Source organism: Amycolatopsis sp. NPDC114504 (genome assembly GCF_055633595.1).
This window is the reverse complement of sequence record NZ_JBVKDU010000003.1, coordinates 1,010,085-1,023,757: the sequence shown is the minus strand read 5'-3', so window position 1 is coordinate 1,023,757 and position 13,673 is coordinate 1,010,085. Positions and strand designations below refer to the sequence as shown.

Sequence of the window (13,673 nt, the reverse complement as noted above, 5' to 3'; positions counted from 1 at the left end):
ATTTCAGAACGTCTAGATGTCCGGCCTGGTGCAGAGGGGGTCGAGCAGCCCGTCCTTGGTCACGCACGGGGTGTACCCGGCGTCCTGCAGCTCGGCCCGCGCGGTCGGGCTCGCGAGGTAGTCCAGGAACCGCTTCAGCACGCTCTCGCCGTCCGGTACGCCCTTCGTGTAGAGGTACTCGACGGTCCAGAACCGGTACCCGGCGCCGACGGTCGTGACGTCGGGGTAGTGCCCGTCGAGCTGCACGACCGTCACCTGCTGGTCGCGCGCCGCGGCTGTTTTGGCCGCCGGGACGTCGGCGTACCCGATCGCGCCCGGCACCGCGGCGACCTCGGTGAGCACCTCGGCGGTCGTGCCGCGCTCGCAGCGCGTGGTCGCCGCGGCCGGGTCGCGCTCCGGCTTGCGGCACGAGTCCGACGTCAGCCGGTCCTCCGCGCCGCCGAGCACCTTCTGCTCGAACGTCTTGCGCGTGCCCGACTCCTGCCCGCGCCCGACGATCCCGATCGGCACCGACGGGCCCGGCCGCAGCTGGTCCCAGTTCCGCACCCGGCCGCTGAAGATGTCCTTGACCTGCTGGGTCGTTAGCTTGTCGATGCCGGCGGCGCGGTTGACGACCAGGCTGTAGACGACCACCGCGACGGCTTTCGCCTCCAGATCGGGGCCCGCCTCGCCGGACCGGCCGTCCGAGAGCACCGCCAGCTCGTCCTTGCCCGCCGTGCCGACCGGGGCGAGCGCGCGGACGCCGGTGACGCTGCCGGTCGCGCGGGTCGTGATCGCGGCGCCGTCGCACTGGCCGTGGTACTCGGCGGCGATGCTGTCGATGATCGGCACGAACGCGCTCGAGCCCTCGACCGAGAGCTTGCCGGTCGCGCACTGCGCGGAGTCGCCCGGCCGGGACCACGAGACGACCAGCGTGGCCAGCAGGGCGCCGGTCAGCAGCACCCCGACCGCCGTCGTGATGACCGGCCAGCCGAACCGGCGCTGCTTGCGGTCGTCCTTGATCCGGCCGGCGGCGAGCCGCGCGTGGTGGTCGATCTCCTTGCTGATCTCGCCCTCGTACCCGTCGGACTCCCGCAGCACGACGACCAGCTTGAACTTTTCTTTGCGCTTCAACGAAAGCCGCGCGAACCGGACGCCGTGCCACTCGGGCGCCTCGGGTGGTGCCTCGGCCGCGGCGAGCCCGGCGAACCGTTTCGGCAGCAGCGCGCGGACGCGGGACAGCTTCACGCCTTCGACCGGCTTCTGCGGCGTCTCACGGGTGAAGAACTCGAGGCCGTCGCGGACGTGCTGGCGCAGGCCGTCGTCGGTGGCATCGGACACGCGCGCGTCCCAGACGATCCGGTTGCCGAAGGTGAACGACAGCGGGATCTCGAAGTCGCCCGGCGCGATGTCGAAGCTGCCGGTGTTGTGCACCCGGATGACGACGATGCTCATCCGGTCGAGCAGCCGCGCGACCTGCTCCAGCTGCGGGGCCGCCTGCGCGGAGCCGTTTTCGCCGTCGTGCAGGTCGATCGGGGACAACCCGATCTTGGAGTTGTAGAGCACCCGGAACGTCAGCCGGCGCCGACGGATGAAGTAGCGGTCGATGAACGGCGCGGCGATCGCGACCAGCGCGGCGAGGCCCAGGACGAGGCTGCCCGAGTCCGAGCTCAGGATTTCGGCGAGGGACTGCATCGTCGCGCCGACGCCCACCGTGCTGCTCCTCTACCCCTGACTCCCCAGGTGAAGCAGCCTAAGGAGCGCTCACCCGGCGTGGGGTTGCGACGACCGAGTGTTCACCGGTCGTTCATCGGCGACCCAGCTGGCCAGCAGGCCGAGTGCACGTTCGGTCTCCGACCCCGGTTCGGCGTGGTAGACGACCATGCCCTGGTCGGGGTCCTGCGGCAGGCGCAGCGTCTCGTAGCGCAGCCGCAGCTCGCCGACGACGGGGTTCATCAGCACCTTCCACCCCTGCGCCTTCTCCAGCACGGCGTGCTCGGCCCACAGCTTCCGGAACTGCTCGCTGGCCAGCGACAGCTCCCCGATCAGCTGCGCGAACCGCGGGTCTCCGGGGTGCCGGCCGCTCTCCGCGCGCAGGTTAGCGACGAGCTCGCGGCACACGGCGTCGTACTCCGGGTGCAGCTGCTTCGCGCGCTCGTCGGTGAAGATGAGCTTCGGCATGTTGCGCTCGTCCAGGTCGGCGAAGGCGAACGCGACCGCGCCGCCGAGCGCGTTCCAGGCCAGCACGTCCATGTACCGCCCGAAGACGAACGCGGGCGCCTGGATGGCGTCGAGCAGCTGCTGCAGCTCGGGCCGCACCAGCTGCGGTGCGCGTTCGTCCCGGCGCCTCGGTGCGGCGAGGTTGCGCAGGTAGGACTCCTCGCCGGCGTTCAGCCGCAGCGCGCGGGCCAGCGCGTCGAGGATCGCGTCCGAGACGTTCTTCGCGCGGCCCTGCTCCAGCCGCGTGTAGTAGTCGACGCTGATGCCGGACAGCTGCGCCAGCTCCTCGCGGCGCAGGCCCTTCACCCGCCGCTGCGTGATCCCCTGCGGCAGGCCCAGGTCCGCGGGGTCCAGTGCGGCGCGACGCGCCTTCAGGAAGGCGCCCAGCTCGGCTGCGTCACTCATGCCTCCAGTATCCCCGGCTCACGGCTCCCCGCCTGGTACTGCCGGACCCAGGTTGGGCGTGACCTGGTCCGTCCGCTTCGCCGCTTCCAGAGTGGTGGCATGAAACGACGAACTTTGGGCGGCACGGGCATCTCGGTCAGCGAGTACGCGTTCGGCGCGATGATGCTGGGCAAGTGGGGCAATCCGGACCACGAAGAAGGCGTCCGGATGCTGCACACGGCGCTCGACGCCGGCGTGAACTTCTGGGACACCGCGGACATGTACAGCGACGGCGAGAACGAGCAGATCGTCGGCAAGGCCTTGAAGGGCCGCCGCGACGAGGTCGTGCTGGCCACCAAGGGCTTCTTCCAGATGGGGGCCGACCCCAACCAGGGCGGTCTGTCGCGGCGCTGGCTGACGCGGGCGCTGGACGACAGCCTGCGGCGGCTCGACACCGACTACGTCGACCTCTACCAGGTCCACCGGCCGGACCCCACGACCGACATCGAGGAAACCCTGTCGGTGCTGACGGACTTCGTGCGGCAGGGCAAGGTCCGCGCGATCGGGTCGTCGGACTTCCCGGCCGAGCAGATCGTGGAAGCCCAGTGGGTGGCGGAAAAGCGTGGCCTGGCGCGGTTCCGCGCCGAGCAGCCGCCGTACTCGATCTTCAACCGGGCGATCGAGGCTGCCGTGCTGCCGACCGCGCAGAAGTACGGCATGGGCGTGCTCACGTGGAGCCCGCTGGCCAGCGGCTGGCTGTCCGGCAAGTACCTGAAACCGTCCGATGTGGACCTTTCCGACGGCCGCCGGACGCTGCAGATCCACAAGTTCGACCCGGCGCTGCCGGAGAACGCCGTCAAGTTCGAGGCCATCGCGCAGCTGAAGAAGATCGCCGACGACCTGGGCCGGCCGCTCACGCACCTGGCGACGGCGTTCGTCCGGGCGCACCCGGGCGTGACGTCGGCGATCATCGGCCCGCGCACGCCGGCACAGCTCGACGACCTGATTGCCGGCGCGGACCTGGTGCTGGACGACGAGGTGCTGGACCGCATCGACGAGATCGTCCCGCCGGGCACCGACCTCAACTCGGCCGAGAAGGACTACACCCCGCCGGCGCTGGCGGATTCGCGCCTGCGCCGGCGGTAGCGGGTCACTTGCCGCCGCGGGCCATGCGGAGGACGTCGAGCGCTTCGTCGAGCTGCTCTTCGGTGAGCTTGCCGTCCTTCACATACCCGCGCTCGAGGACGACCTCGCGGATCGTCTTCAGCTCCTTCAACGCCTGCTTCGCGACCGCCGCGGCTTCTTCGTAGCCGATGTACTTGTTCAGCGGCGTCACGATCGACGGCGAACCCTCGGCGTAGGTGCGGGTGCGCTCGGTGTTCACGGTGATGCCCGCGAAGACCTTGTCCGCCAGCAGCCGCGAGACGGCGGCGAGCAGGCGGGCCGACTCGAGGACGTTGCGGGCGATCACCGGCAGGTTGACGTTCAGCTGGAAGTTGCCCGCGGCGCCAGCGAACGCCACGGCCGCGTCGTTGCCGATCACCTGCGCGACCACCTGCAGCGTCGCCTCCGGGATCACCGGGTTCACCTTGCCCGGCATGATCGACGAGCCCGGCTGCAGGTCCGGCAGCGCCAGCTCGGCCAGCCCGGTGCGCGGGCCGGAACCCAGCCAGCGCAGGTCGTTCGCGATCTTGTTGAGCGACACGGCGAGCGTGCGCAGGTGCCCGGACGTCTCGACGACGCTGTCCTGCGTCGCCTGCGCCTCGAAGTGGTCGCGGGCCTCGGTCAGCGGCAGGCCGGTCACGGTGGCGAGCTCGACCGCGACGCTCGAGCCGAAGCCGTCCGGCGCGTTGAGGCCCGAGCCGACGGCGGTGCCGCCGATCGGCAGCTCGCCGAGGCGCGGCAGGCCCGACTTCAGCCGTTCGATGCCGAACCGGATCTGCGACGCCCACGCGCCGGCCTCCTGGCCCAGCGTGATCGGGACGGCGTCCATCAGGTGCGTGCGGCCGGACTTCACGACGTCGGCCCACTCCGCGGCCCGGACCTCGATCGCGCCGGCCAGGTACTCGAGCGCCGGGATGACGTCCTTGATGACGGCTTCGGTCGCGGCGACGTGGATGGTCGTCGGGAAGGTGTCGTTGGAGGACTGCGACGCGTTGACGTGGTCGTTCGGGTGCACGTCCCGGCCGAGGGTTTTGCTCGCCAGCGTGGCGATGACCTCGTTGGCGTTCATGTTCGACGAGGTGCCGGACCCGGTCTGGAAGACGTCGATGGGGAAGTGCGCGTCGTGGGCACCCTCGGCGACCTCGTCGGCGGCCTTGGCGATGGCGTCGGCGACGTCGGCGTCGAGCACGCCGAGCTTCTGGTTCACGCGCGCGGCGGCGGCCTTGAGCAGGCCGAGCGCGCGGATCTGGGCGCGCTCCAGGCCCCGGCCGGAGATGGGGAAGTTCTCGACGGCCCGCTGGGTCTGCGCCCGGTAGAGCGCGTCGACCGGGACGCGGACTTCGCCCATGGTGTCGTGTTCGATCCGGTATTCCTGGTCAGCCATGACACCGATTCTGGACCTGTTCGCGGGTCACCGCGTGGTGGCGTTGCGCACCCTGCGCCGCTCGCGGCTCGGTCCGATGGCCAGGCGTAGGTGAAGTGGTGGCAGTGCGCGGCGCCGGAGCCCAGGACCACCCCCGCCCTCTCCGGGGGGCGTCCCCTTGGCCAGTCTACCGGCGGTCACCGGCAAAACCGGCGTTCCTGGTGGCCGGCCGCCGACTTGTCCACAATCGTCCGAGGTTGTGGATCGGTGGCCGAACTTGCCTCTGTGCTGGTGCGCGAACGCGGCTGCGACCGGTTCCCTCCCCCGGCGAAAGCAGGACTTCATCGCCGATCGCCGTCCACGCTCCGAGCACTGGCAGCAACGCGAGGAGCGCGAGCAGGAGGCCCGCTCGCGCCGGCCGGCGGCCGAACCCGGCGAGGTCCGCGAACGCGCCGAAGACGAACGGGAGGAAGCCGACCGGTTCGGCCGACGGCAGTCCCAGCCACACGGCGAGGACCAGCCAGCCGAGCAGCGCCGCGACCGCCGCCGTCGCGCTCAGCGCCGTCCGCCGCCCACCCCACGGCGGGCGCCGGTCGTCGGGGCGCCGGTGTCGCACCACGTCGAGTGAACTCCGATCCCGCTAGGATCGGATGTGTTCTCGATCACCGCCATCCACCACTGGCTGGAGCGAGCATGACTGAAGCTTCTGGGGACTCTTACGACCTCGTGATCATCGGCGCGGGCCCGACGGGCCTGTTCGCCGCCTACTACGCCGGGTTCCGCGGCCTTTCGATGGCGGTGGTCGACTCGCTGCCCGAGCCCGGCGGTCAGGTCACGGCGATGTACCCCGAGAAGATGATCTACGACGTCGGCGGGTTCGCCGAGGTCCGCGGGCGCGACCTCGTCGACGGCCTGGTGCAGCAGGCCGCACCGTTCAAGCCGAAGTACCTGCTCGGACGCAAGGCCGAGAAGCTGGAAAGCCAAGCCGACGGAGTCGAGCTGACCCTCGACGGCGGCGAGACCCTTCGCGCGCGTGCCGTCCTCATCACCGCGGGCATCGGCGAGTTCACCCCGCGCCCGCTGCCCGCCGGCGATGGCTGGCTCGGCCGCGGCATGGTCCACTTCGTCCCGTCGCTGCAGGTGCACGCCGGGCAGCACGTCGTGGTCGTCGGGGGCGGCGACTCCGCGTTCGACTGGATCCTCGCCCTGCACCCGGTCGCGGCGAGCGTGACGCTCGTGCACCGCCGCGCCAAGTTCCGCGCGGCCGAGTCGATCGTCCGGCAGGCGCGCGAGCTCGGCACCCGGATCATCACCGACGCCGAGGTCACGCGGTTCGTCGAGGACGAGAGCGGCGCGCTCGAAGCCGTCGACCTCTCGATCAAGGGCGCCGGCGACGAGCGGCTCCCGGCCAACGCCGTCGTCGCGGCGCTCGGGTTCACCGCCGACCTCGGCCCGATCGAGAGCTGGGGCCTGGAGATCGACCACCGCGCCATCGCGGTCGACTCGACGATGGCGACCCCGCGCGAGCGCGTCTACGCCGCCGGCGACGTCGCCGCGTACCCGGGGAAGGTCAAGCTGATCGCGACCGGCTTCGGCGAGGCCGCGACGGCCGTCAACAACATCGCCGTCGCGCTCGACCCGGACGCCCACCTGTTCCCGGGCCACTCCAGCAACGCCGAGTAGGTCAGGCTTTCGTCTTCTCCGCGATCCACGGCGCGTACGCGACGACGGACGTGTAGATCGACGGCGCCGACGCGCACACCGGGTCGTTGTTGCCCGGCCGGCTCGTGACGCCGACGAGCAGCCAGTGGTCGCCGTCGCGGACGACCTCGGGGCCACCCGAGTCGCCGAAGCACGCTCCGGACTTGCCGCCGGGGTTGTCCGTGCACAGCTCGGCCGTGCCGTCGAACACCGACGTGCACTTCGCGCCCTCGACGATGTGCGTGTCGAGCTGCTGCAGCGTCGTGGGGATCTGGCCGCAGTTCACCTTCGGGCAGGTCTGGCCCCAGCCGAGGATCCGGGTGGCCGTGCCCGGCGCCGCGGTCGCCGCCACGGCGATCGGGGCCGCCTTCACCGGCGTCACCAGGCGCAGCAGCGCGATGTCGCCCGCCGGGCTCTCGGTGTTGAAGGCCGGGTTCACGACGACGTCGGCGACCTGGCCGACCTCGCCGCCCTGGCCGACCTCGTTCGTTCCCGTCCGCACCGAGATCCCGGCCGGGGCCTTGTCGAACGCGCAGTGCGCGGCCGTCACCACCCAGGTGGGGGCGATCAGCGCGCCGGCGCAGAACAGCTTGCCGGTCGAGGAGTGCAGCGACACCGCGAACGGGTACGGCTGGTCCGCGTTCCCGCCCCCGACGATGGCGGGTTCGGCCGACGCGGTGGCGGGGACCAGAGCGAACATCAGGACCAGCAGGGCCAGCAGTCGCCTGGTCACGGATCTCCTTCTACGGCAGCGGGGGAACGACGTCGTCGTCGAGCGCGTCCAGGTGGCCGTCGAAGTTGACCGAGGAGTACGCCCGTAGCTTGTCCAGCCGGTGGTAGCCGTCGATCATTCTGACGGTCCCGGACTTGGACCGCATCACGATGGACTGCGTCGTGGCGCCGCCCTCGCGGTAGTTGACGCCGCGCAGCAGGTCACCGTCGGTGACGCCGGTGGCGCAGAAGAAGACGTTGTCGCCGCGCACGAGGTCGTCGTTCAGCAGCACCCGGTCGAGGTCGTGCCCGGCCCCGATGGCCTTCTCGCGCTCGGCGCCGTCCTTCGGCCAGAGCCGGCCCTGCAGCTCGCCGCCGAGGCACTTCATCGCGCAGGCCGCGATGATGCCCTCGGGCGTGCCGCCGATGCCGATCAGCATGTCGACGCCGGTGCTCGGGCGGGCCGCGGCGATCGCGCCCGCGACGTCGCCGTCGGAGATGAACCGGATCCGCGCGCCGGCGTCGCGGATCTCCTTGATGATCCCGTCGTGGCGCGGGCGGTCCAGTACGCACACGGTGACGTCGCCGACGCTGCTGTTCTTCGCCTTGGCGACGCGCCGGATGTTCTCCGCGATCGGCGCGCCGAGCTCGACCTTCCCCGCCGCCTCCGGCCCGACGGCCAGCTTCTCCATGTAGAACACCGCGGACGGGTCGAACATCGCGCCGCGCTCGGCGACCGCCAGCACCGCGATCGCGTTCGGCATGCCCTTGGCCATCAGCGTCGTGCCGTCGACCGGGTCGACCGCGACGTCGCAGTCCGGCCCGTCGCCGTTGCCGACCTCTTCGCCGTTGAACAGCATGGGCGCTTCGTCCTTCTCGCCCTCGCCGATCACCACGACCCCGCGCATCGACACCGTCGAGACCAGCTGGCGCATCGCGTCGACGGCCGCGCCGTCACCGCCGATCTTGTCGCCGCGGCCGACCCAGCGGCCGGCCGCCATCGCGGCGGCCTCGGTCACGCGGACCAGCTCCATCGCGAGGTTGCGGTCGGGTGCTTCACGACGGCGCTGCTCCGTGGACATCAGGCCTCCCGGATCGTGGAACTGGCGGGTCAACAGTCTGTCAGATCCCTGTCCGGTTTCCCGATGCCGAAAGCATGGCAAACGTCACTGGCTGTCGCTGGTTTCGTCCTCGACGGACGCCAGAGCAGCCTCGATGCGCTCGCGGGCGCCTTCGAGATGGCGCTCACAGACCTTCGCGAGCTTCTCGCCCTTCTCCCACAACGCGAGCGACTGCTCGAGGGACAGGCCACCGGCTTCGAGCTCGCGGACGACCTCGACGAGGCGGTCACGGGCCTGCTCGTAGCCGAGTTCCTCGCTGGCTGCTTCACTCACGCTGGGCGTTCTCCGACCTTCCGGCTTGCGCTGCTGGAGGCGCACACTACCGCGCTGGCCATCGCGTGGTCGTACCCGACGAACGCCAGCGCGAACTCCTGGCCGTCACCCTCCGCGATCGCCTCTTCGAGGTTCTCCTGCGCGCCCGCCACCCGCTTGCGGTGCCCGGCGCCCTCGGCGAACCACCAGCGCGAGCCGACCTGCGTCGACGTCGCCTCGGACAGCCGGCGCAGCTGCGGCCCCAGCTCGCGACGCGCGGCGCCGCCGCAGCCGGCGAGCAGCGCCGTCCAGCACTCGGCGGCCGCCCGGTCGGTGCGCATCGCCTGGTCCAGCAGCGGACGCGAGCCCAACCGCCGGGCCGCGTCCATGGTGAGGGGGAGGAACGTCGCCGCCTTCAGCGTCACCCCTGTGCTCCTTCCGCCACCGCGCCGATCGCACCGTCGCCCACGCGCACGCGCAGCTGGGCACCGGCCTCGACTTCGGAGACGGAGCGGAGTACCTGGAGGTTGCCTTCGGCGTCGAGGAACTGCACGACCGCGTAGCCGCGGGCCAGCGTCGCGGCCGGGCCGAGGGCGGTGAGCCGGGCCCGTGCGCTCGCCAGCTCGGCCTGGTCCTTGGCGAGCAGCGTCAGCATGGCGCGGCGCGCGCGTTCCCGGTGGACGTCGACGTCGTCCTGGCGCCGCTGGACGGGTCCGAGCGGGTCGGCCAGCGCCGGACGGCTGCGGAGCTGCGTGAGCAGCCGCGTCTGGGTGTCGACCCAGCCGTGCAGCGCGCGCCGGCCGCGGTCGCGCATCTGCCGGACGCGCTCGGTCTCCTCGCGGTGGTCCGGGACGATCCGCTTGCTCGCGTCGGTCGGCGTCGAGCAGCGCAGGTCGGCGACGTAGTCCAGCAGCGGGGTGTCGGGCTCGTGCCCGATGGCGCTGACCACCGGCGTCCCGGCCGCGGACACCGCGCGGCACAGCGCCTCGTCGGAGAACGGCAGCAGGTCCTCGACGCTGCCGCCGCCGCGGGCGATGACGATGACGTCGACCTCGGGATCGGCGTCCAGGATGCGCAGCGCGCGCATGACCTGCGGGACGGCCTGCGAGCCCTGCACCGCGGTGTTGAACACCTTGAACTGGACGTGCGGCCAGCGCGCCTGCGCGTTGACCAGCACGTCCCGCTCGGCCGCCGAGGCGCGGCCGGTGATCAGCCCGATGCCCTTCGGCAGGAACGGGATCGGCCGCTTGCGCTGCGCCGAGAAGAGGCCTTCGGCGGTCAGCAGCTTCTTCAGGCGTTCGATCCGGGCCAGCAGCTCGCCGATGCCGACCGCACGGATCTGGTCGGCGCGCAGGCTGATCGTGCCGCGGCCGAAGAAGAACGACGGCTTCGCGTGCACGACGACGCTCGCGCCCTCGCGCAGCGGTGGCTCCATCTCGCGGATCAGCCAGTTCGGGCAGGTCACCGACATCGAGACGTCCGCCGAAGGGTCACGCAGCGTCAGAAACGCGGTCTGCGTGTTCGGCCGCGAGTTGACCTGCGTGACCTGGCCTTCGACCCAGACGCTGCCGAGCCGGTGGATCCAGTCGCCGATCTTGCGCGCGACCGTCCGGACCGGCCACGGGTTTTCGGCGGTGCTCGAGGGTGCCGCGGCGGACTCGGTGCTCACCGGCCTTCCGTGCCGTTTTCCTCGTCGTTCTCCTTGGCCTGGTCGGCCTTGCGCGCGTTGGCGATCCGGCGGGACAGCATCCCGGTGAACGACGAGCGGTCGGCGTGCGCGCGCTCGTACTCGAGGATCGTCTCGAGCTGGGGGATCGAGAGCTGGCGCAGGCGGGCCCGCAGCTGCGGGAGCGTCAGCTGCTCGTAGCCGGTGAGCCCGGCCGGGCCGTCGTACCCGCCGGCGCTGGTCCGGGGGATGTCGCCCTTGGCCTTCTTGTCGATCTTGGGCGTGCCGGGCTTCGGCTTGGTCGCGTCCTCCGCGGCGTCGTTCTCGCCGTCGGCGTGGTCCTCGGCGAGCGCGCGTTCCTCTTCGGCCCACGGATCGCCCAACTCCGCTTCGAGTTCGGCCGCTGACGGAATGTGACCGTTGATTTCGGAGCGCGGCTCCGGCACGTCGGCGACCGGCGCGAGGTTCGGCCGCAGGGGCGGGACGTCGGGCTGGAGGTCCTCGTCGAAGGTCGCCCAGCTGGGGGCGTCCTCGACGGGGCGCAGGCTCGACAGGGCGTTGTCGCCCTTGATCGCCAGCTCGGTGACGTGCTGCTGGACACGCATGGAGGCCTGCAGCACCTGGCTGACCACGGTCACCGGGAGCCCGGCGAGCTGCCGGGGAAGCTCACGAACCCGCTCGGCGGTGGAGACGGCGAGGCCCGCGGCGACCCGGAGGGGGAGCGGGAATGGCTTCATGCGTCCAGCCTGCCGCATATCCGCCATCCTGCCCAACCGAACGGGTGGAGTTGGGCGCGTTGCGTGACGCCGGGCACAGCACGGTAGGGGGACGAAGCTCACCCGAAAGGGACTTCGAGTTCGTCTCGGGACTGCCCGTACGCTGGGTGCCATGAGTTCAGCGAGTCCCGGAATCGAGCCCGCGGGTACCCCGACGATCACCGGCACCGCTTCCGGCAAGCGGGTGCTGCTCGCCAAACCCCGTGGTTACTGCGCCGGCGTCGACCGCGCGGTGATCGCCGTCGAGAAGGCGCTCGAGGTCTACGGCGCCCCGGTGTACGTCCGCAAGGAGATCGTCCACAACCGCCACGTGGTCGACACGCTGCGCGAGCGCGGCGCGATCTTCGTCGACGAGACGTCCGAAGTGCCCGAGGGCGCGCTGGTGGTGTTTTCCGCCCACGGCGTCTCGCCGATGGTGCACGCGGAGGCGGCCGATCGGAACCTGCGCACGATCGACGCGACCTGCCCCCTGGTGACGAAGGTGCACAAGGAGGTCAACAGGTTCGCCAAGGACGACTACGACATCCTGCTGATCGGCCACGAGGGCCACGAAGAGGTCGAGGGCACGGCCGGCGAGGCGCCGGACAAGGTCCAGCTGGTCGACAAGGCGGAGGACGTCGACAAGGTCGAGGTCCGCGACCCGTCGAAGGTGATCTGGCTGTCCCAGACGACGCTGTCGGTCGACGAGACGATGGAGCGCGTGGACCAGCTCCGTGAGCGCTTCCCGGGCTTGGCGGACCCGCCCAGCGACGACATCTGTTACGCGACGACGAACCGCCAGGTCGCGGTCAAGGCGATGGCGGCGGAGTGCGACCTGGTCCTGGTGGTCGGGTCGACGAACTCGTCCAACTCGAAGCGCCTGGTCGAAGTGGCTTTGAAGGCGGGGGCCAGGGCGTCGTACCTGGTCGACTTCGCCCACGAGGTCGACGAGGCGTGGCTGTCCGGGGTGACGACGGTCGGGGTGACGTCGGGGGCGTCGGTGCCGGACGAGCTGGTGATGGAGCTGCTCGCTTGGCTGGCCGAGCGGGGTTATGGCGACGTCAACGAGGTGACTACCGCGAACGAGAAGATCACCTTCGCGCCGCCGAAGGAGCTTCGGAAGGTCTGAGGTTCGGTCGGTTCGGCGGCGGGTCGCGGGTGCGGCTCGCCGCCGGACTGCGTTGTGGGGTGCGGTCTTTGATCACGCTGGTTCGGGTCGCAGTCACGCGAGTACGGCTTTCGGGCGCGCGGTTGCGTCCGTGGCCGCGAGGGCTCGGCTTTCGCGCCCGCGAGTCCGGTCTTCGGCCGCGCGGTTCCGTCCGCGGCCACGTCGGCTCGGTCCTCGATCACGCGGGTCCGTCGGCGATCACTCGCGACGCAAAACGGCGGTCACCTTCCGTGGAAGGTGACCGCCTCTTCGGTGGTCGTCAGCGCTCTTCGTCGTCCCAGGGGCGATTGCGGCGGGGTGGGGCTCCCCGTTCGCCGGAGGGGCGGCGGGGCGGTGGCTTGTCGCGGCCGCCGTCCTCGGGCGGGCGGGGGCGTCGGCGGGGGGCGTCGCCGCGTCGGCGGGGGTCGCTCTCCGCGGGCGGTGGTGTGCGGCGGCCTGCCGGGGGTGGCTTGCGTGCGCCGCGGTCGCGTTCGGCCGGGGCGCCGGCTCGCGGGGTGCGGCGTTCGCCGTCCGCGGGCGGACGGGGGCGTCGCGGCGGTTCGCCGTCCCGGCCGCGGCGTGCGCCCTGAGGCAGCGGTGTCTGGCCGGTGCGGTTCGACCCGGGCGGCCGCGGACGACCGCCCGCCGACGTCGCCGCAGCGCGCGTCGAGGGCTTCTCGTCGTCTTCATCCGACGACCGGCGGTCGGCCGCCTTGCCCTTCTTGGGGGCGTCCGGGTCGCGTTCGCGGAAGATCCGGACGAACCCGATCAGCAGCGTGATGCCGGTCGTGATCGCCATGATCGGGAAGCCGTTGATCAGCGGGGTGCCGATGCTCAGCACCTTCGAGAGCATGTCGTCGCCCTCGGAGCCCGAGGTCAGCAGGATCACGCCGGGCACGGTCACGGCCAGCACGAGCGGCGGCATCACCATCGGCCCGAACAGCCCGCGGCGCCGCACCGCGCAGACCGCGATGACGGCCCCGGCGATGTAGCAGACCGTGAAGATCACCGGGATGCTGGTCTGGCTCGGCTTGCCGATGAGGGCACCCACGATCGCCAGGACGAGGCCGACCAGGACCGCCGCCCACCACGGCAACCCGCGCCTCGAACCGACGACTGGACGCTCGTCCCACGGCACGTGGACGTCGTCGGCATCTGGATCGCTCTGGCGATCGCGAATCGCGGTCACAGCACAACACCGTATCTCGTG

Annotated in this window: 14 protein-coding genes; 4 read left to right on the top strand and 10 right to left on the bottom strand. The window is 71.4% G+C overall.

Annotated elements, in window-relative coordinates; all coding sequences use genetic code 11:
* Positions 1–12: 12 nt before the first annotated feature.
* Together ACZ7PG_RS26265 and ACZ7PG_RS26260 are read right to left on the bottom strand one after the other, a co-directional pair.
* Entirely contained in the window at positions 13–1,692 is a 1,680-nt protein-coding gene (locus ACZ7PG_RS26265) for a PstS family phosphate ABC transporter substrate-binding protein (RefSeq protein WP_470241714.1), read from the bottom strand.
* A gap of 51 nt (positions 1,693–1,743) precedes the next feature.
* Positions 1,744–2,604, bottom strand: coding sequence for a helix-turn-helix domain-containing protein (locus tag ACZ7PG_RS26260; RefSeq protein WP_470241713.1), 861 nt, complete (start codon positions 2,602–2,604; stop codon positions 1,744–1,746).
* A gap of 99 nt (positions 2,605–2,703) precedes the next feature.
* On the opposite strand from ACZ7PG_RS26260, the gene ACZ7PG_RS26255 reads away from it, so the two are divergent.
* On the top strand, positions 2,704–3,729 hold the full coding sequence (locus ACZ7PG_RS26255) for an aldo/keto reductase (protein ID WP_470241712.1): 1,026 nt from the start codon (positions 2,704–2,706) through the stop codon (positions 3,727–3,729).
* 4 nt (positions 3,730–3,733) lie between these two features.
* Here ACZ7PG_RS26255 and ACZ7PG_RS26250 read toward each other — a convergent pair whose 3' ends face one another.
* A complete protein-coding gene (locus ACZ7PG_RS26250; protein WP_470241711.1) occupies positions 3,734–5,131 on the bottom strand; it encodes a class II fumarate hydratase in 1,398 nt (465 codons plus the stop codon).
* A 256-nt stretch (positions 5,132–5,387) separates the two neighbouring features.
* Between ACZ7PG_RS26250 and ACZ7PG_RS26245 the strand changes: the two genes are divergently transcribed.
* Positions 5,388–5,738: a hypothetical protein gene (locus tag ACZ7PG_RS26245; protein WP_470241710.1), complete on the top strand. Its 351-nt coding sequence runs from the start codon at positions 5,388–5,390 to the stop codon at positions 5,736–5,738.
* A gap of 65 nt (positions 5,739–5,803) precedes the next feature.
* Positions 5,804–6,793: an NAD(P)/FAD-dependent oxidoreductase gene (locus ACZ7PG_RS26240; RefSeq protein WP_470241709.1), complete on the top strand. Its 990-nt coding sequence runs from the start codon at positions 5,804–5,806 to the stop codon at positions 6,791–6,793.
* Between the two features lies 1 nt (position 6,794).
* Here ACZ7PG_RS26240 and ACZ7PG_RS26235 read toward each other — a convergent pair whose 3' ends face one another.
* From ACZ7PG_RS26235 to ACZ7PG_RS26210, 6 genes are all read right to left on the bottom strand, one after another.
* Positions 6,795–7,544, bottom strand: coding sequence for a S1 family peptidase (locus ACZ7PG_RS26235; RefSeq protein ID WP_470241708.1), 750 nt, complete (start codon positions 7,542–7,544; stop codon positions 6,795–6,797).
* 10 nt (positions 7,545–7,554) lie between these two features.
* Positions 7,555–8,604, bottom strand: coding sequence for a class II fructose-bisphosphatase (glpX, locus tag ACZ7PG_RS26230; RefSeq protein ID WP_470241707.1), 1,050 nt, complete (start codon positions 8,602–8,604; stop codon positions 7,555–7,557).
* Between the two features lie 84 nt (positions 8,605–8,688).
* Positions 8,689–8,916: an exodeoxyribonuclease VII small subunit gene (locus ACZ7PG_RS26225; RefSeq protein ID WP_439383565.1), complete on the bottom strand. Its 228-nt coding sequence runs from the start codon at positions 8,914–8,916 to the stop codon at positions 8,689–8,691.
* Positions 8,913–9,284, bottom strand: a complete 372-nt coding sequence (locus tag ACZ7PG_RS26220) for a hypothetical protein (RefSeq protein ID WP_470242417.1) — start codon at positions 9,282–9,284, stop codon at positions 8,913–8,915. Before ACZ7PG_RS26220 ends, ACZ7PG_RS26225 begins: the two co-directional genes overlap by 4 nt.
* A 32-nt stretch (positions 9,285–9,316) precedes the next feature.
* The gene (gene xseA / locus ACZ7PG_RS26215; RefSeq protein ID WP_470241706.1) at positions 9,317–10,564 is read right to left on the bottom strand and encodes an exodeoxyribonuclease VII large subunit; all 1,248 of its coding nucleotides are present in this window, start codon (positions 10,562–10,564) and stop codon (positions 9,317–9,319) included.
* Complete coding sequence (locus tag ACZ7PG_RS26210) at positions 10,561–11,298, bottom strand: lipid droplet-associated protein (protein WP_470241705.1); 738 nt, start codon at positions 11,296–11,298, stop codon at positions 10,561–10,563. Before ACZ7PG_RS26210 ends, xseA begins: the two co-directional genes overlap by 4 nt.
* 151 nt (positions 11,299–11,449) lie before the next feature.
* Between ACZ7PG_RS26210 and ACZ7PG_RS26205 the strand changes: the two genes are divergently transcribed.
* Positions 11,450–12,445 (top strand): 4-hydroxy-3-methylbut-2-enyl diphosphate reductase, encoded by a 996-nt coding sequence (locus ACZ7PG_RS26205; protein WP_470241704.1) that lies wholly within the window; start codon positions 11,450–11,452, stop codon positions 12,443–12,445.
* Positions 12,446–12,743: 298 nt separating this feature from the next.
* Here the strand turns inward: ACZ7PG_RS26205 and ACZ7PG_RS26200 are convergent, their stop codons facing one another.
* Complete coding sequence (locus ACZ7PG_RS26200) at positions 12,744–13,652, bottom strand: DUF6542 domain-containing protein (protein ID WP_470241703.1); 909 nt, start codon at positions 13,650–13,652, stop codon at positions 12,744–12,746.
* Positions 13,653–13,673: the final 21 nt, after the last annotated feature.

Coding starts and splice junctions, on each gene's coding strand:
- ACZ7PG_RS26250 (WP_470241711.1), bottom strand. CDS start 5,131: ATGGCTGACCAGGAATACCGGATCGAACACGACACCATGGGCGAAGTC.
- ACZ7PG_RS26210 (WP_470241705.1), bottom strand. CDS start 11,298: ATGAAGCCATTCCCGCTCCCCCTCCGGGTCGCCGCGGGCCTCGCCGTC.
- ACZ7PG_RS26240 (WP_470241709.1), top strand. CDS start 5,804: ATGACTGAAGCTTCTGGGGACTCTTACGACCTCGTGATCATCGGCGCG.
- ACZ7PG_RS26205 (WP_470241704.1), top strand. CDS start 11,450: ATGAGTTCAGCGAGTCCCGGAATCGAGCCCGCGGGTACCCCGACGATC.
- ACZ7PG_RS26220 (WP_470242417.1), bottom strand. CDS start 9,284: ATGGACGCGGCCCGGCGGTTGGGCTCGCGTCCGCTGCTGGACCAGGCG.
- ACZ7PG_RS26255 (WP_470241712.1), top strand. CDS start 2,704: ATGAAACGACGAACTTTGGGCGGCACGGGCATCTCGGTCAGCGAGTAC.
- ACZ7PG_RS26260 (WP_470241713.1), bottom strand. CDS start 2,604: ATGAGTGACGCAGCCGAGCTGGGCGCCTTCCTGAAGGCGCGTCGCGCC.
- glpX (WP_470241707.1), bottom strand. CDS start 8,604: ATGTCCACGGAGCAGCGCCGTCGTGAAGCACCCGACCGCAACCTCGCG.